A 17,263-nucleotide genomic window follows, 5' to 3' on the forward strand; every position below is an offset into this window, starting at 1 on the left:
AGCCCCGGAGCGCCTATGGTACTGCCTTCACCGGCGGGAGAGTCGGTCGCCGCCAACCTTATCATTTCCTGACGCCCCCCTGCGACTTCGTGCTGCAGGGGGGCGTTCTGCGTTTACCCCCCCCCGTTACGCCCCGCCCTCGCTCTCAGCTTGGGTTGGTATCATGCTATTGTTCCTATTTGTAACGTCTGGGAGAGGATTAGTGGCTAACAGGCGATACTAGGAGGTGTGGCGTGTTAGAATAGTGTACGAGATTCTTTAATACCATATAGCAATTTGTAGTTGCTATATGTGCATGTGAGTCTTTCCACTAAGCTATAAGCCGGCAGCTTACAGTATGATATTATGAATGATAATACACGTCTTCAGAACATGCTATTCATCATGTAGCTGGAACAGTGAAATTACTTTTTATCGGTGGCTTGGGGTAGGCAGTATTTAGGGGAGTACGCATCTCCATAAAATTCATTTAGCTCTATGCTGTACAGATGCAAGAGCTATGACATTGATAGGTCTAGTCTTCATCAAACCAACTATAAAAGAAAAGCCCGTCACTAGTAGCAGTGACGGGCTTTTCTTTTATAGTTGGTTTCCTAACGTAAGCGGTCCATACTGCGAACCAGTTGCTCATCGCGGCGGATAAAGCGGTTGGCCAAAAGGTTGAGTAGTAAAGCTAGGGTAGGTAGGTAATAACCGGCCTCGAAGTGCCCAATCATTTTGATATTGAGCATCTGTTCCCCAACGCTGGAATAATAAAATCCGGCTCCAAGCGTGCTTATTATCAAGAGCAAGTTTAGCGCACCTAATTTGAGTTGTGAGAACCGATTGCGGTATTGGAAAATTTCGAATAAGGCTACAGCTGCTGATGCTGCGGCTAGTGCTGCTATAGCCCAAGTATTTGTTGATGCAGCGTTATTAGGCGTAGGGTTAGCAAAGGCTAGCTTAGTAGCAGTCAATACCAATGTCTGCTGGCTAACAGGGTCTGTTTTACTCCAGATAGGTAAGAACAGAACGCTAAGCATGGCTATAGCCAGCAGCAGCAGGAATACGCTTTGGATTCTTTGTATCATCTTTGTGTTTTGGATGTTCGGCTTACAAGCTAAGCGTCTATACGACTGGCAAAAGTAGCCAACTAGAACTGGAATAACCGCATTATAAGCAATGCCTACTGCATACATCGTGGACGCCGTCCGCACTCCTATTGGTAAATTTGGTGGCGCTTTGAGTAGCGTACGCCCTGATGATATGGCCGCTCATGTGCTGCGCGAGCTGATACGCCGTAATCCTTCCTTAGACAAAAGCGCGATAGAAGACGTGCTGATTGGCGCAGCTAATCAGGCAGGGGAAGATAACCGCAACGTAGCGCGTATGGCAGCTCTACTGGCAGGGCTGCCTATAACAGTTCCTGGAGTAACCCTGAACCGCTTATGTGCCTCGGGGCTGCAGAGCATCATGGATGCTTCACGAGCTATTAAGGCTGGCGAAGGTGACGTGTACCTGGCTGGAGGAGCCGAGAGCATGACCCGGGCACCTTTCGTGATGGCTAAATCATCTACGGCCTTTGCTCGTGACTTTACGGCGCATGATACGACCCTCGGCTGGCGTTTCATCAACCCGAAGCTTACGAAGATGCACCACCCCTACGCCATGGGGGAAACTGCTGAGAACGTAGCCCGCCGCTATGGTATAAGCCGGGAAGAGCAAGACCAATTCTCATTCGACTCGCAGCGAAAGTATCAGCGTGCCTTTGAGAAGGGGCGTTTTCGTCGGGAAATTGTGCCGGTGTTTATTCCTCAGCCAAAGGGTGACACCGCTTTGTTCGATCATGACGAGCCTCCGCGGCTATCGAGCCTGGAAAAACTGGCGACGCTACGTCCCGCATTCCAGGTGGATGGCACTGTGACTGCAGGCAACTCGGCCGGCATTAATGATGGTGCCGCTGCTGTTCTGCTGGTAGGAGAGGATGCGCTAAAGCGGTATAACCTCAAGCCGATGGCAAGGGTAGTAGCATCGGCAGTAGCGGGCGTTGATCCGGCGTACATGGGCCTGGGACCTGTACCAGCTACACAAAAAGTGCTGCAACGTGCCGGCCTCACCCTAAACGACATGGACTTGATTGAGCTGAACGAGGCTTTTGCGGCGCAAAGCATCGCGTGCATTCGCGACTTGGATCTAGATCCAAGCAAAGTGAATGTGAATGGCGGCTCTATTGCTATTGGGCACCCATTGGGAGCTAGTGGTTCGCGGATTTCTGCTACGCTGCTCCACGAGATGCAACGCCGCGATAATGTGCGTTACGGGCTTGCTACAATGTGCGTAGGGGTAGGCCAAGGTGCTGCGGTTATCTACGAGAAGCTGTAAATAGCAGAGCGCCACGGTGCACGTAACCCGTTAAGCACTGTGGCGCTCTTGCATATAAAGCCGTCGGTTTAAAGCGCTGTATTTGAAATGCCATTTCCGGCGGTTGGCTTTATCCTTGACTTTTCTCAGGTGGTGCAAGTTTGGTTTGCCTTGTCAATGACTATGGTTGGCTGTTGGTAAGCCCGCAAGCAATGAAAGCAAGGGCTGTCATTAATCCGTTCAGGCTGTAAGCGCACTGTAGTTTTCGGTAACTACCCGGCCTAAGTACCGGCAAACTTGCCTACGTCGCAATAGAATCAAGAGCAGCCAAATGTTAAACTCTTGGTTGTAGGTTTCAGCTGTTTGAAGGGGACGATAGAAAGGGCTATCCTGTGAGGATTGCTGCGCTTGTCATCTAGCTGAAACTTTATTTTTCTTTCTTAACCCGTGCGCTACTTTCTTCATCTGGCCTACGATGGTACCCAGTATCATGGTTGGCAAATACAGCCCCGTACCCTCACCGTACAGCAGGAATTAGATCGGTGTCTCTCGCAGGTGTTGCGGCAGCCGGTATATTCTTTGGGAAGCGGCCGGACCGACTCGGGTGTACATGCCAGTCATCAGGTAGCCCACTTTGATGCTGACCTGCCGGAAGGACTTGACCTGCCTACCCTGCTTTACCGCCTAAATCGGGCGCTGCCCCGCGACATCCGGGCCCAGGTGCTGCACCCAGTACCGGATAAAGCGCATGCTCGCTTTGATGCCACAGCCCGAACCTATGAGTACCATGTGCGGCTCACGCCTGACCCGTTTGCCCCTAACTTCAGCTTATATCTGGACCGCGCGCCAGATGTAGCAGCTATGAACGAAGCAGCCTCCATGCTGCTGGGCACGCATGACTTTACCAGCTTTTCAAAAGTGAAAGGAAGCGAGAAGCACTACCTCTGCACTTGCTTTGAAGCCGGCTGGCATGAAGTACCGGGTGGGCTGGTATTTCGAATTCGGGCTAACCGGTTTGTGCGCGGTATGGTGCGCCTGGTGGTCGGGACGTTATTAACTGTTGGACGAGGCAAAATGAGCCCTCAGGAATTCGGTGAAATATTCCGTAGCCTCAACCGAGTGCATGCCAGCGGTGCAGCCCTGGCCAATGGACTGTTTCTATGCCGAGTGGAATACCCTGCCGAGTTACTGCAAGATGTAGCGCTGCCGGCCGGTTTACCGTACTTCTCACGAGTGTAAGTGGGGTGGGGGCTTAGTGCAAAGCTGTTGATGTCGTATCTGGCCATTTCCACCGGATGCACAGCCTCACAATCTCCGGCCTTGTCTGTTACTTCATCATATTACCAACGCTACCCTCAACCCATGGAGCAAGCTACTACGGCCACCAAAAGCGGCAACATCTTCGACTGGCAGGTGCTGCGGCGGCTTGTGGCGTATGTGCGGCCATATCAGCGCATCTTTTACTTCCTGATTTTTCTGACAGTGGCGACGGCCGTGCTAGGCACGCTGCGTCCGTTCCTGATTCAGCGGATGGTTGACGTAACCATTGAGCAGGGCGACTGGGCGGGCCTAAACCGTATGTTCGGGCTGCTGCTGGTGCTATTGGTGGCCCATGCCATTGTTAGCTACCTCCAAACATACTTTGGGGGCTGGCTGGGCCAATACATAGTGCGCGACATTCGGGTAGACTTATACAAGCACATTCTGGACCTGCGTCTGAAGTTTTTCGATAAGACCCCCATTGGCGTACTGGTGACCCGGAATATATCCGATGTGGAAACCCTGTCGGACGTGTTCAGTGAAGGGCTAGCAGCCATGATTGGCGACATCCTGCAGCTGGTATTCATCGTGTCATTCATGTTTTACATTGATTGGCGCCTGACGCTGGTGAGCCTGTCCGTGATTCCGCCGCTACTGTTTAGCACATATGTGTTCAAGGAAAAGGTGAAGAAGTCGTTTCAGGAAGTGCGCACGGCCGTAGCCAACCTGAACTCCTTTGTGCAGGAGCACCTGACGGGCATGAACGTGGTCCAGATCTTCAACAACGAAGAGCGGGAGCTCCGCAAGTTCAAGGCCATCAACCAAGAGCACACCCGCGCCAACATCCGCTCGGTCCTGTATTACAGCATTTACTTTCCGGTGGCCGAGGTGCTGGCCGCGGCCGGGGTAGGGCTGCTGGTGTGGTACGCCGCCCAGGGGCAGATTGAGGGCACTATCTCGAAGGGGGCGCTGATTGCCTTCATCATGTACAACGCTCTGTTTTTTCGTCCTATCCGTCAGATAGCCGATCGATTTAACACCCTGCAACTGGGGCTAGTAAGCACAGAGCGCCTGCTGAAATTGCTGGATAGCAAGGAGCTGATAGCCGATAATGGCACCTATACCCCCGCTGACCTGCGCGGTGATGTGAACTTCGAGCATGTGTGGTTCGCGTACAACGACGAGGAATGGGTATTGCGCGATGTCAACTTTTCCATCAAAGCCGGCCAGACGTATGCGTTTGTTGGGGCCACTGGCGCCGGCAAAACCAGTATCATCAACCTGCTAAGCCGCTTCTACGAAATCAACAAGGGCACCATTCGCATTGACGGGCACGACCTGCGCGAGTATGACCTCAAGGACTTGCGCCGCCACATTGGGGTAGTACTGCAGGATGTGTTTCTGTTCGCCGGCACCATCCGCGACAACATCACTCTGGGCAAAACCGATATTACCGACGCGCAGATATGGGAAGCAGCTGACTTGGTAGGTGCTCGCCGTTTTATTGAGCGTTTGCCCGGCGCCCTCGATTATCAGGTGATGGAGCGCGGGGCAACCCTTTCCGTAGGGCAGCGCCAACTCATCAGCTTCGTGCGGGCCATGGTGTACCAGCCACGCATTATTATTCTGGATGAGGCTACCTCTTCCGTTGACTCTGAAACCGAAGAGTTGATTCAGCAGGCCATTGAGAAGCTGATGCAGGGCCGTACCTCCCTGGTAATCGCTCACCGCCTCAGCACCATTCAAAAGGCTGACCAGATCATTGTGCTGGATAAAGGAGAAATCAAGGAGGCGGGCACCCACGAGGAATTGTTGCGCCATCAGGGGTTCTACGCCAACCTTTACCAGATGCAGTACAAAGGGGTGTTGTCGTAAGAAACAGGGGTAGGCGCGGGCTGATGGTTACCTTTGTTGGTACACGTCCTTTTACCGCACTTTTTCACTTACATGAATAAGATTTTTCTGGCGCTGGCCCTGCTATTAGTTGTCGGCTTTTCAGTAGCCTATTGGAAGATGGGTGGCCTCAAAGCTCCCACCATCGCGCTTGAAACTACCACGCAGCCATACTTTCTGGCTGGCCGCTATTATGAAGGCCCTGCCAACGACGAAGCCTTTGGCGACCTAACCCGCGAGGCCTACCAGCTCCGCAAAGACGGCAAGATTCGCGGCGACTTTGGCAACATCTTTTATAACAGCCCAGAGAGCTCGCGCGATGCGGCCAAAGTATTTGTGGGCATTGTGGTAGCAGATACAGTTTCGCAACAGCTCCCCGCCAACTACCGCTACCGCACCTTTGCCGCCGGACAGAAGGTAGTACACGCCCGTATTGATGCCAGCTACCTCCTAGCTCCCGACAAGCTCTATACTGGCATCAAGGAATACGCAGCTACTAACAAGCTCAGCCTACAGAACGTGTACCTGGAGCGTTTCCCGGATAAAGGTGAGCCCGAGGTATTGGCCGTGATAAAGTAGTAACCCAAAGTAGATAATAGCCCGTCCTGATATATATATCGGGACGGGCTATTATTCGTAAGAGGGGGTGAGTAAGACTAGCGACCTAAATATAAAGAGGCACCTAAAGAAAGATAATCCAACCCAAAGCTAGCCCCAAAGCTGTTTTCACGGCTATCACTAGCAGATTGGTTAGGTTGCAAGGCTTTAAGCTCATTGTGGTTGCGAGAATAGCCAATGCTGCCAAAACTCAGTTCAACTCCCAGTTTATTCGTTGGGAAGAAAACAAGGGCTGGAGTGATACGGGCAAATCCGCCTTTTGAAAAGCCTGTTGTCTGATAAACGTCAGATGAATCAGCCCGAGTTTTTCCTTTTTGATAAGAGTACCCAGCAGTTAATTCACCAAATACCCCAAAGTTTTCAGTCGGCATATAATAATAGCGTAGGAAAGGAGCCACACTGAAGCCTTTACTTGTATTAACCTGCTTCCCTAGATCTCCAGCAGCGGTATAATAGGGAGAAACATGCTTATTAGAGTTAAAGGCTGCTGCAAGCCCTACAGCTAAATTCTCTGAGATGAATGCACCAACACGCGGATTTACAGTAAACGTCCGCTGAGTTGACTCGAGCTTTCGCTGATTAGGTACTTGGTAGGGATAGGTGTATGTCTGATCTACCGAAGTTCGATTATAGTTGATCGTACCACCAATCAGCTTGGTGCCCTTAGGAATCTGTGCTTGTACGCTTACCAACGCCATACTGAGCGTAGTGGTAAGAAGGCAGAATTTCTTCATACTGAGGATAATGGGAAAGAGTAGGATATATTCTGTACTTCTGTACAGATGGCAGCTTAACGCTAACAGCAAGCATAGATTATAGCCTATGGAAAATATATAAAACAGAACCGCCCGCCGAACCAGAGTTCAGCGGGCGGTTTTTTTATAAAAGAGAATACCAGAGTCGGGGTGGCAGGATTCGAACCTACGGCCTCTACGTCCCGAACGTAGCGCGCTACCGGGCTGCGCTACACCCCGAAAATATGTGCTAGCCTGAGCACATACGAGGTATTCTGTATTTTCAGCTTACTGCCTAAAAAAGCCGCCGAACCTAAGTTCAGCGGCTTTCCCGAACAGTAAACTGTTCCGTCGGAGTGGCAGGATTCGAACCTACGACCTCCAGCACCCCATGCTGGCGCGATACCAGGCTACGCTACACCCCGATAGAATTGTGGCACAAATGTAAGCACTCGCGCCGCTATTACGCAAGCGTATCCTAGTATTTTTCTTGTGCGGCACTAGCCAGACGACGCGTAAGCATAGTTTCTAACGGGATAGTGTCTTATCTTTGTGTTAGTTAGGATAGGTAGGCGAGGCTGGGTATAAAATAAAAAAATGCCTGGCTCGTTTCTTGCTACCGTTCAGCTACCCCAGTTTGGGGTGGATCTTTTTTACTTTTGCTACGACCGTATCGTTCACACTCTTTGCATAAGGCTGCGTATGAAAACGTTTACCTTTTTAGGTTTCTTCTTGACTTTGTTTGCACTGGGTGGCCAATCTGCGTGGGCTCAGGGCGGTGCTACGGCTTCGGCTGCTACGCCTCCGGCCCTGATTACCGATAAAATGGCAGACCCCACTCCCAATACCGATGCTCTAAAGGTGCGGGCCGAAGCTAACCCCCTGACCAAGCGCCTCACCGTCCGGACCAATGCCACCGGCCCTACCCGGGTAGAAGTAAATGGTACTGACGGGCGTCCGGTAATAACTCGGGACCTGATTTCGGGCGATGCCGCGGCCGTACTGGACGTGAGCAACCTGCCGGCCGGCTCCTACATCGTGCAATGCACTTCGGGAGAGCGGCGCGGGATAAAGCGTGTAGTAATCGGTCAATAAATTCGCACTGATAAACCAGTACCATTTGGCTGTACAAGCCGAAAAAAGAGCAGGCCTACCACACGAAATGTGGTAGGCCTGCTCTTTTTTTTGGCTTGTAATAATTTAAGCTTCCTCGCTTTGCAACTGCCGCTCATAGAGGGCGCGGTACAAGCCTTGCTCGTCGCGCATCAGGTCTTCGTGGGTGCCGTGTTGTACGATCTGGCCGTCGTCGAGCACTAGGATTTCATCGGCTAGCTTCACGCTGCTCACACGGTGCGAAATGATGAGGCTGGTGCGGTTGTGCATGATGCGCTGCAAGGCGCCCAGGATGGCGTTTTCGGTGTTAGTATCCACCGCCGATAGGGCATCATCGAGAATCAGAATCTTGGGCTCTTTCACCAGGGCCCGGGCAATGCTCACGCGCTGCTTTTGGCCGCCCGACAGCGTAATGCCCCGCTCGCCTACTTTGGTGTCGAACCCTTCGGGGAAACGCAGGATGTTTTCATAGACGTTAGCATCCTTGGCGGCCTGCAGCATCTTCTCCTCGTTCGGTTCATCGAGGCCAAAGTTGATGTTGTTGCGGATGGAGTCAGAGAACAGAAAAACGTCTTGAGGCACGTAGCCGATTTGGCCGCGCAAGGCCCGTAGGGAAAGGTCGCGCACATCTACGCCGTCAATCAGAATGCTACCATTGGTTACATCGTAAAGGCGAGAAAGCAGGGCCGCCACGGTGCTTTTGCCGGCACCGGTGTTGCCGATAACCGCTAGGGTCTGGCCCGGCCGGATGCGGAATGATACGTCGCGGAGGGCTTGGATGCCAGTATCGGGGTAGGTAAAGGTAACGTGGTCAAATACGATGTCGCCCTTGATGTCCAGTTCCAGGTTCTGGCGAGACATGATATCCGTCTGCTGGTGCAGAAACTCGTTGATGCGGGCCTGGGAGGCCTCGGCCCGTTGCACCAGAGAGCTGGTCCAGCCAAGGGCCGTTACGGGCCAGGTGAGCAGGTTCACGTAGATCAGGAACTCTGCAATGCTGCCCGTGGTGATAGTGCCGCGGATAACTTCCTGACCGCCCAGCCACACAGTAACAATGGTGCTTAAACCAATCAAAAACAGAATCAGCGGGAAAAACAGGGAGTTGACAAAGTTCAGGCTCAGCGACTTCTCCTTGTAGTGCTCCGAGGCCTCCGCAAACTGCCGGTGCGAATCTTCTTCCCGCACAAACGACTTCAGCACCCGAATGCCCGAAAAGGCCTCCTGCACGAAGGTGGTCATGGATGCCAGGGAGCGTTGAATTTCATCAGACTTCTTTTCAATCAGGTTATTGACGTAGAAGATACTCACGCTCAGAATGGGGAGCGGCAGCAGAGTGTAAATCGTCAGTTTCACGTTCACCATGAACATGAGCGGCACGATAAGCACGAATAAGATGACAAGCTGCATGAAGTACATAAGCGCCGGCCCGATGTACATGCGCACCCGCCCTACGTCCTCTGATATCCGCGACATCAGGTCGCCGGTGCTGTGGCGGCGGTAGAAGCTCAGCGGCAGCGACTGGTAATGCTGGTAGATTTCGTTTTTCTGGTCATTCTCTACGTGCCGGCTCATCACGATAAGCGTCTGGCGCATGAAGAATAAGAAGATGCCGCGCAGCAGGGCCATCACCAGAATTAGAATGCCATAGAGCAGCACATTGCGCCCAAATAGCTCGTACACACCACTCTGGGCCTGGGTGCCTGCATACAGGTGATAAAGGTCGATGCCTTCACTGACCAAATCGAAGGCATAGCGCACAATTTGGGCCGGGAAGATGGCCAGCAGAGTGCTCAGGGCTACAAACAGAACCCCACCGAGGAAGTGCCATTTGTAGCGAATCAGATACTTATTGGTAGCGGAGAGGGCGCGCACAAAGGAGAAGTTAGATGTACAAAGACGGACAGAAACGTCTGACCGTTGCCGGTGGGGTAGGAGTTATGCCGCCAATGGCATAAGGAAGAAAACCGGTCCGTTGAGACCCTGTTGCTCGTCAGATTTGCAACAGCGGGCACAAAAGAGTAGCAGTTTGGCAACTAGAAAGTTAAAACACTGCGAAAGGGTTTTAGTCTGGCTATTGCAGGCAAGCTAAGCTGTTCGAATACAAACCTCTAAACCTAAGGGAAAGATAGATTCGGGGTGGCTGAAGTCGGAAAATCGGAGTACTTTTGCACCCGCATTGTGGAAGCCTTCAGCAAGGTGATTAAGCGGCACGGATCATTGAACGACGAGAAATAGCCACTGGGCGTTGCCACTCGTTTAAGTGAACCGGGTAGCAAGTTTTACCTGCGGAAGCTGCCGCAAAGGTACATTAACCACCCCACCCCCTTCACCTCCATAGTTGGCATGGTAGAAACGAACGTGTTGACCGAATCGTCGGTCTTTGGGCAGATTGCCGAGTATCAGCATGAGCAGGTAGTTTTCTGCCATGACCACGAAACGGGCTTACGGGCCATTATCGGTATCCACAACACGGTGCTCGGGCCGGCGCTGGGTGGCACCCGGATGTGGCACTACACCTCCGAGGCCGAGGCCCTGAACGACGTACTGCGTCTTTCGCGCGGCATGACGTACAAAGCGGCTATTTCGGGCCTGAACCTGGGCGGGGGCAAAGCTGTCATCATCGGCGACGCCAAAACCATGAAGACGGAGGCCCTACTGCGTAAGTTCGGCCGCTTCGTACAAAACCTCAACGGCAAGTACATCACGGCCGAGGATGTGAACATGACCACCAAGGACATGGAGTACATCCGGATGGAAACCAAGCACGTGTCGGGCCTTCCCGAGAGCATGGGAGGTAGCGGCGACCCGTCGCCGGTAACGGCTTACGGCACCTACATGGGCATGAAAGCGGCTGCCAAGAAAGCTTTCGGCTCCGATTCATTGGCTGGCAAGCGGATTGCCGTGCAGGGGGTAGGCCATGTAGGCACTTACCTGCTGGAATATCTGCAGAAAGAAGGTGCCCAACTGGTCCTCACTGATTACTACGAAGACCGCGCCCTGGAGGCGGCTGCTCGTTTCGGCGCAAAAGTTGTGGGCCTGAACGAAATCTACGACCAGGATGTAGATATCTACTCGCCATGCGCGCTGGGTGCTACCCTGAACGATGACACGCTCCGCCGCCTGAAGTGCCAGGTAGTAGCCGGTTGCGCCAACAACCAGCTGGCCGATGAGAACGTGCACGGTCCGGCCCTGGTAGAGCGCGGCATCATCTACGCCCCCGACTTCCTTATCAACGCGGGTGGCCTGATCAATGTATGCTCCGAGGTACAAGGCGGCAACCGCCAATCGGTCATGACCCAAACGGAGCGCATCTACGACATTACTACCCAGGTGCTCAACAAAGCCGAGCAGGAAGGCAGCCACCCCCAGGCCGCTGCTACCCGCCAGGCCGAGGAGCGCATCGCTGCCATCGGCAAGGTTAAATCAACATACTAATTAAGTTACCATTTGCCAGTTATCAGTATCGTTCAGGAGCAAGCTCACCGAACAAACAACTGATAACCGGCAACTGGCAACTGACAACTCAACCCCATGCTCAACCGTCGCACGCTTCGCATCAAGGTCATGCAGGCTCTGTACGCCTATCATCAGGCCGTAGGGTCCGATTTTTTATTGGCTATTGACCAGATTGCGGATGCCTTCGCGCCCGATTTGAACTCGCCGGAGCCCCAGGACCGCAAGCAGTTGCAGGGCCAGCGGAAAATGGCCGAGGTCATTTTTAAAGAATGGCACAAGACTGCCGAGGAGCCGGAGAAAACCGATGACGCGGAGGTGAATGATGCCGTGCGCGACGCCATTAAGTATTACCAGCAGGCCGTAGCCAAAGATGCTTCTTTCTACGGTGGACAGATGGTGCACGCCGCCGAGAGCATCCACGACCAGTACATTCACTTGCTCAATATCCCGGAGGCGCTGCTGCAGGTAATTGAGGAGGAAAAAGTGCGCGACTCGCGCCGCTTTACGGCAGCCAAGGAGCCCCTACTGGACGCCACGCGCCTGCAGGAAAACCCGGTAATCGAAAAGCTCATCAACAACATTCAGCTGCAGGACCTCACTATTCGCCGCTCCTTGAAGTGGCACGGCGAGGACGAGTTGGACGCTCTGCGCAACGCTTGGCGCAACGAGATGAAGCAGGATCCGGAGCTGCTGAGCTACCTGGCCGCCCCGGCTGGCAACTACCAGGAGGACCAGGAAGTTCTGAAGCACATCTATAAAACGTATGTGTTCAAGGGCGAAAGCCTGCCGGCCTATATTGAGGAGGACGACCTGAACTGGGAGGAAAACCGCGCCATCGTGAAGAACCTGGTGGTGAAAACCGTCAAGATGCTCGACGAGGCGGCCGATGAAAACCTGGTGCTGATGTCGCTTTCCGCCAACTGGCAGGAAGACAAGGAGTTTGCTGAAAGCCTATACAAGCAGACCTTGGCCGACGACGAGAAGTATGAGAAGCTGATTGCTGAGTCGGTGCAGAACTGGGATGTGGAGCGTGTAGCTCTCACCGATAAGATTCTGCTGAAAATGGCCCTCTGCGAAATGCACCTTTTCCGGGCTATTCCGGTGAAAGTGACCATCAACGAGTACATCGAAATCAGCAAGATGTACAGCACGCCCAAGAGCAAGCAGTTTGTGAACGGGATTCTGGATAAATTGGCGCAGGATCTGACGGCCAGCGGCGCCATCCGCAAGTCAGGTCGTGGGTTGCTGGATAACCAGTAAGACCGGCCGAGCAGGGGCAAGAGAAGATAGGTATATTCTGAATTTTCTATATCCTGCGGCGCGGTTCTACGTAGTTACCATCACTCCCATCCTTACTTTCCACCCTCGTACTCATTTCTCTGCATCATGAGTAGCAAAACCACCACCGGCATCCTCTGCTTCGCCGGCGGCGCCCTCACTGGGGCCGTTATCGGACTTCTGTACGCACCTGAAAAAGGTCGCGAAACCCGTAGCTGGCTGAGCTATCAGCTGGAGAAATACCGCGAAACCCTGGCTGACCTGACCGAGAACCTGGTTACGAGTCGCGCCGACCAGGGACCTAGCTCCGCCAAAAGCGAAGGCCAGCGCGTGATTCAGGACGCTAAGAGCAAGGCGGAACAGCTCCTCGGCGATGTTGATCAACTCATCAACCAGATCAACTCTCGGAAATCGATTTAAGCAACCATGCTGATGCGCTAATGTGCTGATGTGCTGATGGACAGGAAACTGCCGCCAGCGCGTCAGCACATTATCATTTTTACTACCCGCCAATCGTGGGTACCTTTGCAGCCCGTAAGCAATGGTTTTCGGTACCTGATCAAACAGTCTAGAAACTACTGCCACTTACTGGAATAACGAGGCGGCCGTTTAGGCCCTTGCCTACCCCCACTTGCCCATTAACCCCAACTCAATAGAATGCATCTCATCACTCTCATCCCCGGCGACGGCATTGGCCCCGAAATCACGAAAGCAGTAACCGATATTTTCGCGGCGGCGCAAGTGCCGGTGCAATGGGAGGAGCAGAACGCGGGCCAGACGACCTTCGACCAATCGGGTGAGCTGCTGCCTCAGGCTCTGCTCACGTCGCTGGAAAAGAACAAGGTAGCCCTGAAAGGCCCCATCACTACCCCCGTCGGCAAGGGCTTCCGGAGCATCAACGTAACGTTGCGCCAGAAGTACGACCTCTACCAGAACGTACGCCCCTCCAAAACTACTGAGGGCATCCAGACGCGCTATGAGGGCATTGACTTGGTGTTGTTCCGCGAGAACACCGAAGGCCTGTACGCAGGCCTGGAGGTGTGGGATGAGCACAACGGCATTGGCGACTCTATTGCCCGCGTAACGGTAGCTGGGGCGCGCAAAATCTGCCGCGCAGCGTTTGCTTACGCTGCCAAGCATGGCCGCAAAAAAGTAACGTTGGCCCACAAAGCAAACATCCTGAAAGTGCCCGGCAAGATTATGTTGGATGCTGCTCAGGAAGCTGCCCGCGAGTATCCGCAAATTCAGTACGAAGACAAGATCATCGACAACATGTGCATGCAGCTCGTTGGCAAGCCTGAGCAGTTCGATGTGATTGTAACCACCAACCTGTTCGGCGACATCCTTTCGGACCTGTGCGCGGGCTTGGTAGGTGGCCTGGGGGTAGTGGCCGGCGCCAACATCGGCGACGAAATGGCTATTTTCGAGGCAGTGCATGGCTCGGCTCCGGACATTGCCGGCCAAGGCAAAGCCAACCCCACGGCTCTGTTGCGCTCGGCCCTGATGATGCTGCACCACATTGGGGAGCATGAGCACGCCAACAACATCGAGCGGGCCCTGGAAGCTACCCTGAAGGACAAAGCCAAGTGCACCGGCGACCTGGGCGGCTCGGCTTCGACCAGCGAATTCGCGCAGGCTATCATTGAGAACCTGAACAAGTAATGACGGGTTGTCATCCTGACCGGGGGTAGGAGGCTACGCTTCTTTCTTCCGGCGGGATGACAGCCTGAACTACTCACCGGCAACGAATTATGCCGTACTTTCACGGGTAGTAAACTTCTTTTTTCAGTAAGCGACTGACGCACACAAGTCAGCGCCTTTTTCCGATTATCATGAAACGCAATCTGTTTTCAGCTTTCCTGCTCTCCGGCGCGCTGCTGCTGGGCGCTTGCAACAATAACAAGGCAGAGGTTGGTGCCGAGGGCATGAACGCCGCCGCGGCCAATGCCAACGACGCTACAGCTGCGCCGGTGGTAGACAACCCCAACGTAACCAACGAAACCGAAGCCCCGAACCCCAATGCTCCGGTGATGACCTTCGCTGTATCGGAGCACGACTTCGGCGACATTAAGCCCGGCGACGTGGTAAAGCACACGTTCGAGTTCACCAACACTGGCAAGTCGCCGCTGCTGATTGAAAACGCTACGGCTTCCTGCGGCTGCACTACCCCCAACTGGACCAAAGAACCCATTGCTCCCGGCGCGAAAGGCACCATTGATGTGCAGTTTGACTCCCATGGCAAATCGGGCATCCAGAACAAAGAGGTAGCCATTCAGGCCAACACCCAGCCCAGCATCACGAAGGTGGTTATCAAAACCAACATTCTCTCCGACGGCCAGAATGGCCCGACGCGCTAACTAACTTTAGAGGTTAAGAAGTTAGAAGGTTGAAGTTTAGACTGGTGTAGGCTAGTCGGGCTTCAGCCTTCTACTTTTTTCTTTTCTACCTTACTCAGCACACCAAACCCTATGTTTGCTACGCTTCTACTCCAAGCTGCCCCCGCTACAACTTCAGGAGGCCTGCTTTCCTACCTGCCCCTGGTGGCCATGGTAGTGGTGATGTATTTCTTTATGATCCGGCCCCAGCAGCGCCGCTCGGCAGAGGCCAAAAAATTCCGGGCTTCGCTGGCTAAGGGTGCCAACGTGGTAACCATTGGAGGGCTGCACGGCAAGATTGTGGACGTGAGCGAGGAAACCGTAACCGTGGAGGTGGACAAGGGCGTTCGTTTGCGCTTCGACCGCTCGGCTATTGCCCGCGAAGTAGCCGGCAAAAACTCTGCTCCGGCTCCTGCACCGGCTGCGTAATCTTTACTGCAGAAGTATCCCGAAGCGGCATTTTCAGCGTGCGTCAGAACGACAGGGGTAGTACCTTGTCGGGGCGATAGTGCTGGGCGGGTGTGGTGCCCGTGGTGCTGCTTCGGGATATTCTTTTTCTCATTTTACCTCTTTGCGTTGTGCCCTCTGTACGCCCCGTCCGTATGCTGCGCTGGTTCATCACCCCGTTTTTCGGGCAGGAACGAAGCTATTGGCGGGCCGTAGTAGGGTGCTTTCTGGTGGCCAGCACGTTCTGGCTGCTTAATGCGCTCAACAAGACGTACACTACCCGCATTACCTACCCCCTGGCGTGGCGCTACGATGAAAGCCGGTTTATTCCAGTGCAGCCCCTACCCAAGGAGGTGCCTGTGAATGTAACCGGCCGAGGCTGGAAGCTGCTGCGCCGGCAGCTGATGCTGGATGTAAAGCCCGCGGAGCTAACCCTGAGCACACCGGCCGCCACCCGCTACGTTACTGCGCGCGCCATCCGGCCAGCTCTACAGCAGGCTATGGAAGGCCTGCAGTTCAACTATTTGCTTTCCGATACGCTCTGGGTTGAGCTGGATCAACTTGTGAGCCGGCGCCTCCCTCTGGGCCTAAGCCCGGCCACCAATGGTTCGGCGTTGCCTTATGATGCGCACTTCGAGCCGGCCAGCGTGGTGTTTCGGGGGCCGGCCAGCAAGGTGAGTCGGTTGCCCAATCCCTACCCCGTGCACCTGCCGCAAGCCCCGGCCGGCTCCTCAACTGGCGACATTAGAGTGCCCATTGGCGGGCCAGATCTGGTGCAGACTAATGTACAGGATGTGCGGGTGCGCCTGCTGCGTCGCCCCGTGGTAACTGTGCCGGTTGAGGTAGTGCCGGAGCTGCTGGATGCTCCCGAAGGGCAACAGTACCAGTTCTCGCCGGGCACGGTGCGGGTACAGTTGCAGTTCTTCCCCGAAGATACGGCAGGCTTCCGGCGAGAGCAGGTGCGGGTGCAACTGCACTTCGGGCAGTTTATCAATCAAGACTCCAGCCTGCAGCCCTTTCTGGCTGAAAAGCCCGCGCGGGCCCGTGGCTACCTGGTCCTCACGCGCGGGGTGCAGGTACACGCGGTGGAAAAATAATGGGCTGCCCAGAAGATTATTACTCCTGAACGTGCAATGCTGAAAATTGGAATTACGGGCGGAATAGGCTCGGGTAAAAGCGTAGTGTGCCGGCTGTTTCAGGTGCTGGGAGCGCCAGTATATGACTCCGACGCCCGCGCTAAATGGGTAATGGCCCACGACGTGTTCCTGCGCGATGAACTCATAGCTGCTTTCGGCCCTGAAACCTTCGACGCGCAAGGGCAGCTTAACCGCACTTATCTGGCGCGGGTGGCTTTCCCTGACCCAGCCCAGCTTGCCCGGCTCAATGCGCTGGTTCACCCCCACGTTGGCCGCGACTTTTCCCAGTGGGTTGCCGCTCGCCAGGCTGAGGGCTACCCCTATATTCTGAAGGAAGCCGCGTTACTGTATGAGTCGGGGGCCTACAAGCAGCTGGACCATGTTATCACCGTATTCGCCCCGCTGGAAATTAGGCAGGCGCGGGTGCTGCTCCGCGACCCGCACCGCACCGCCGATGACATTCAGAACATCATTGGTAAGCAGATGAGCGAAGACGAAAAGCTACAGCGCGCCGACTACGTCATCCACAACGACGACCAGCACCTCCTTATCCCGCAGGTGCTGCGGCTGGATGAGGAGTTCAAACGCTAAATTCTTACCTCCCGAAAATCAA

At 54.2% G+C, this 17,263-nt stretch carries 16 protein-coding genes and 2 tRNA genes; 13 read left to right on the forward strand and 5 right to left on the reverse strand.

Annotation, left to right across the window (positions count from 1 at the left end; genetic code table 11):
* Positions 1 to 593: 593 nt before the first annotated feature.
* Positions 594 to 1,070 carry a DUF4293 domain-containing protein gene (locus DNI29_RS13915; RefSeq protein WP_110979099.1) on the reverse strand — a complete coding sequence of 159 codons (477 nt, stop codon included), beginning with the start codon at positions 1,068 to 1,070 and terminating at the stop codon, positions 594 to 596.
* Between the two features lie 91 nt (positions 1,071 to 1,161).
* Here DNI29_RS13915 and DNI29_RS13920 point away from each other — a divergent pair, with 91 nt between their 5' ends.
* From DNI29_RS13920 to DNI29_RS13935, 4 genes are all read left to right on the forward strand, one after another.
* Complete coding sequence (locus DNI29_RS13920; RefSeq protein ID WP_110978739.1) at positions 1,162 to 2,361, forward strand: thiolase family protein; 1,200 nt, start codon at positions 1,162 to 1,164, stop codon at positions 2,359 to 2,361.
* Positions 2,362 to 2,787: 426 nt separating this feature from the next.
* Positions 2,788 to 3,579, forward strand: a complete 792-nt coding sequence (gene truA / locus DNI29_RS13925; RefSeq protein ID WP_110978740.1) for a tRNA pseudouridine(38-40) synthase TruA — start codon at positions 2,788 to 2,790, stop codon at positions 3,577 to 3,579.
* A 123-nt stretch (positions 3,580 to 3,702) separates the two neighbouring features.
* Positions 3,703 to 5,475 carry an ABC transporter ATP-binding protein gene (locus tag DNI29_RS13930; protein WP_110978741.1) on the forward strand — a complete coding sequence of 591 codons (1,773 nt, stop codon included), beginning with the start codon at positions 3,703 to 3,705 and terminating at the stop codon, positions 5,473 to 5,475.
* 72 nt (positions 5,476 to 5,547) lie between these two features.
* Positions 5,548 to 6,072, forward strand: a complete 525-nt coding sequence (locus tag DNI29_RS13935) for a hypothetical protein (protein WP_110978742.1) — start codon at positions 5,548 to 5,550, stop codon at positions 6,070 to 6,072.
* Between the two features lie 77 nt (positions 6,073 to 6,149).
* On the opposite strand, the gene DNI29_RS24155 is transcribed toward DNI29_RS13935, so the two are convergent.
* The 3 genes from DNI29_RS24155 to DNI29_RS13945 form a co-directional block, all read right to left on the reverse strand.
* A complete protein-coding gene (locus DNI29_RS24155; RefSeq protein WP_123823245.1) occupies positions 6,150 to 6,845 on the reverse strand; it encodes a hypothetical protein in 696 nt (231 codons plus the stop codon).
* A gap of 166 nt (positions 6,846 to 7,011) precedes the next feature.
* Positions 7,012 to 7,085: transfer RNA gene (locus DNI29_RS13940), tRNA-Pro, on the reverse strand.
* 111 nt (positions 7,086 to 7,196) lie between these two features.
* Positions 7,197 to 7,270, reverse strand: a tRNA-Pro gene (locus tag DNI29_RS13945).
* 277 nt (positions 7,271 to 7,547) lie between these two features.
* Here DNI29_RS13945 and DNI29_RS13950 point away from each other — a divergent pair.
* On the forward strand, positions 7,548 to 7,940 hold the full coding sequence (locus tag DNI29_RS13950) for a T9SS type A sorting domain-containing protein (RefSeq protein WP_162303612.1): 393 nt from the start codon (positions 7,548 to 7,550) through the stop codon (positions 7,938 to 7,940).
* 105 nt (positions 7,941 to 8,045) lie between these two features.
* On the opposite strand, the gene DNI29_RS13955 is transcribed toward DNI29_RS13950, so the two are convergent.
* On the reverse strand, positions 8,046 to 9,830 hold the full coding sequence (locus DNI29_RS13955) for an ABC transporter ATP-binding protein (RefSeq protein ID WP_110978744.1): 1,785 nt from the start codon (positions 9,828 to 9,830) through the stop codon (positions 8,046 to 8,048).
* Between the two features lie 471 nt (positions 9,831 to 10,301).
* Between DNI29_RS13955 and DNI29_RS13960 the strand changes: the two genes are divergently transcribed.
* The 8 genes from DNI29_RS13960 to coaE all read left to right on the forward strand — a co-directional run bounded on the left by DNI29_RS13960 (position 10,302) and on the right by coaE (position 17,241).
* Positions 10,302 to 11,393: a Glu/Leu/Phe/Val dehydrogenase dimerization domain-containing protein gene (locus DNI29_RS13960; protein WP_110978745.1), complete on the forward strand. Its 1,092-nt coding sequence runs from the start codon at positions 10,302 to 10,304 to the stop codon at positions 11,391 to 11,393.
* 96 nt (positions 11,394 to 11,489) lie between these two features.
* Complete coding sequence (gene nusB, locus DNI29_RS13965; RefSeq protein ID WP_110978746.1) at positions 11,490 to 12,674, forward strand: transcription antitermination factor NusB; 1,185 nt, start codon at positions 11,490 to 11,492, stop codon at positions 12,672 to 12,674.
* Between the two features lie 126 nt (positions 12,675 to 12,800).
* On the forward strand, positions 12,801 to 13,112 hold the full coding sequence (locus DNI29_RS13970; RefSeq protein WP_110978747.1) for a YtxH domain-containing protein: 312 nt from the start codon (positions 12,801 to 12,803) through the stop codon (positions 13,110 to 13,112).
* A gap of 237 nt (positions 13,113 to 13,349) precedes the next feature.
* The gene (locus DNI29_RS13975) at positions 13,350 to 14,354 is read left to right on the forward strand and encodes an isocitrate/isopropylmalate dehydrogenase family protein (protein WP_110978748.1); all 1,005 of its coding nucleotides are present in this window, start codon (positions 13,350 to 13,352) and stop codon (positions 14,352 to 14,354) included.
* Positions 14,355 to 14,524: 170 nt separating this feature from the next.
* On the forward strand, positions 14,525 to 15,049 hold the full coding sequence (locus tag DNI29_RS13980; RefSeq protein WP_110978749.1) for a DUF1573 domain-containing protein: 525 nt from the start codon (positions 14,525 to 14,527) through the stop codon (positions 15,047 to 15,049).
* A gap of 111 nt (positions 15,050 to 15,160) precedes the next feature.
* Positions 15,161 to 15,496: a preprotein translocase subunit YajC gene (gene yajC, locus DNI29_RS13985; protein ID WP_110978750.1), complete on the forward strand. Its 336-nt coding sequence runs from the start codon at positions 15,161 to 15,163 to the stop codon at positions 15,494 to 15,496.
* Positions 15,497 to 15,645: 149 nt separating this feature from the next.
* Positions 15,646 to 16,611 (forward strand): YbbR-like domain-containing protein, encoded by a 966-nt coding sequence (locus tag DNI29_RS13990; protein WP_123823246.1) that lies wholly within the window; start codon positions 15,646 to 15,648, stop codon positions 16,609 to 16,611.
* A 36-nt stretch (positions 16,612 to 16,647) separates the two neighbouring features.
* Complete coding sequence (coaE, locus tag DNI29_RS13995; protein WP_110978752.1) at positions 16,648 to 17,241, forward strand: dephospho-CoA kinase; 594 nt, start codon at positions 16,648 to 16,650, stop codon at positions 17,239 to 17,241.
* Positions 17,242 to 17,263 lie beyond the last annotated feature (22 nt).

Origin of the sequence: Hymenobacter sediminis, assembly GCF_003231285.1 — a bacterium.
Classification (GTDB): domain Bacteria; phylum Bacteroidota; class Bacteroidia; order Cytophagales; family Hymenobacteraceae; genus Hymenobacter; species Hymenobacter sediminis.

Coding starts and splice junctions, on each gene's coding strand:
- DNI29_RS13915 (WP_110979099.1), bottom strand. CDS start 1,070: ATGATACAAAGAATCCAAAGCGTATTCCTGCTGCTGCTGGCTATAGCC.
- DNI29_RS13920 (WP_110978739.1), top strand. CDS start 1,162: ATGCCTACTGCATACATCGTGGACGCCGTCCGCACTCCTATTGGTAAA.
- DNI29_RS13930 (WP_110978741.1), top strand. CDS start 3,703: ATGGAGCAAGCTACTACGGCCACCAAAAGCGGCAACATCTTCGACTGG.
- DNI29_RS13935 (WP_110978742.1), top strand. CDS start 5,548: ATGAATAAGATTTTTCTGGCGCTGGCCCTGCTATTAGTTGTCGGCTTT.
- DNI29_RS24155 (WP_123823245.1), bottom strand. CDS start 6,845: ATGAAGAAATTCTGCCTTCTTACCACTACGCTCAGTATGGCGTTGGTA.
- DNI29_RS13950 (WP_162303612.1), top strand. CDS start 7,548: ATGAAAACGTTTACCTTTTTAGGTTTCTTCTTGACTTTGTTTGCACTG.
- DNI29_RS13960 (WP_110978745.1), top strand. CDS start 10,302: ATGGTAGAAACGAACGTGTTGACCGAATCGTCGGTCTTTGGGCAGATT.
- nusB (WP_110978746.1), top strand. CDS start 11,490: ATGCTCAACCGTCGCACGCTTCGCATCAAGGTCATGCAGGCTCTGTAC.
- DNI29_RS13970 (WP_110978747.1), top strand. CDS start 12,801: ATGAGTAGCAAAACCACCACCGGCATCCTCTGCTTCGCCGGCGGCGCC.
- DNI29_RS13975 (WP_110978748.1), top strand. CDS start 13,350: ATGCATCTCATCACTCTCATCCCCGGCGACGGCATTGGCCCCGAAATC.
- DNI29_RS13980 (WP_110978749.1), top strand. CDS start 14,525: ATGAAACGCAATCTGTTTTCAGCTTTCCTGCTCTCCGGCGCGCTGCTG.
- yajC (WP_110978750.1), top strand. CDS start 15,161: ATGTTTGCTACGCTTCTACTCCAAGCTGCCCCCGCTACAACTTCAGGA.
- coaE (WP_110978752.1), top strand. CDS start 16,648: ATGCTGAAAATTGGAATTACGGGCGGAATAGGCTCGGGTAAAAGCGTA.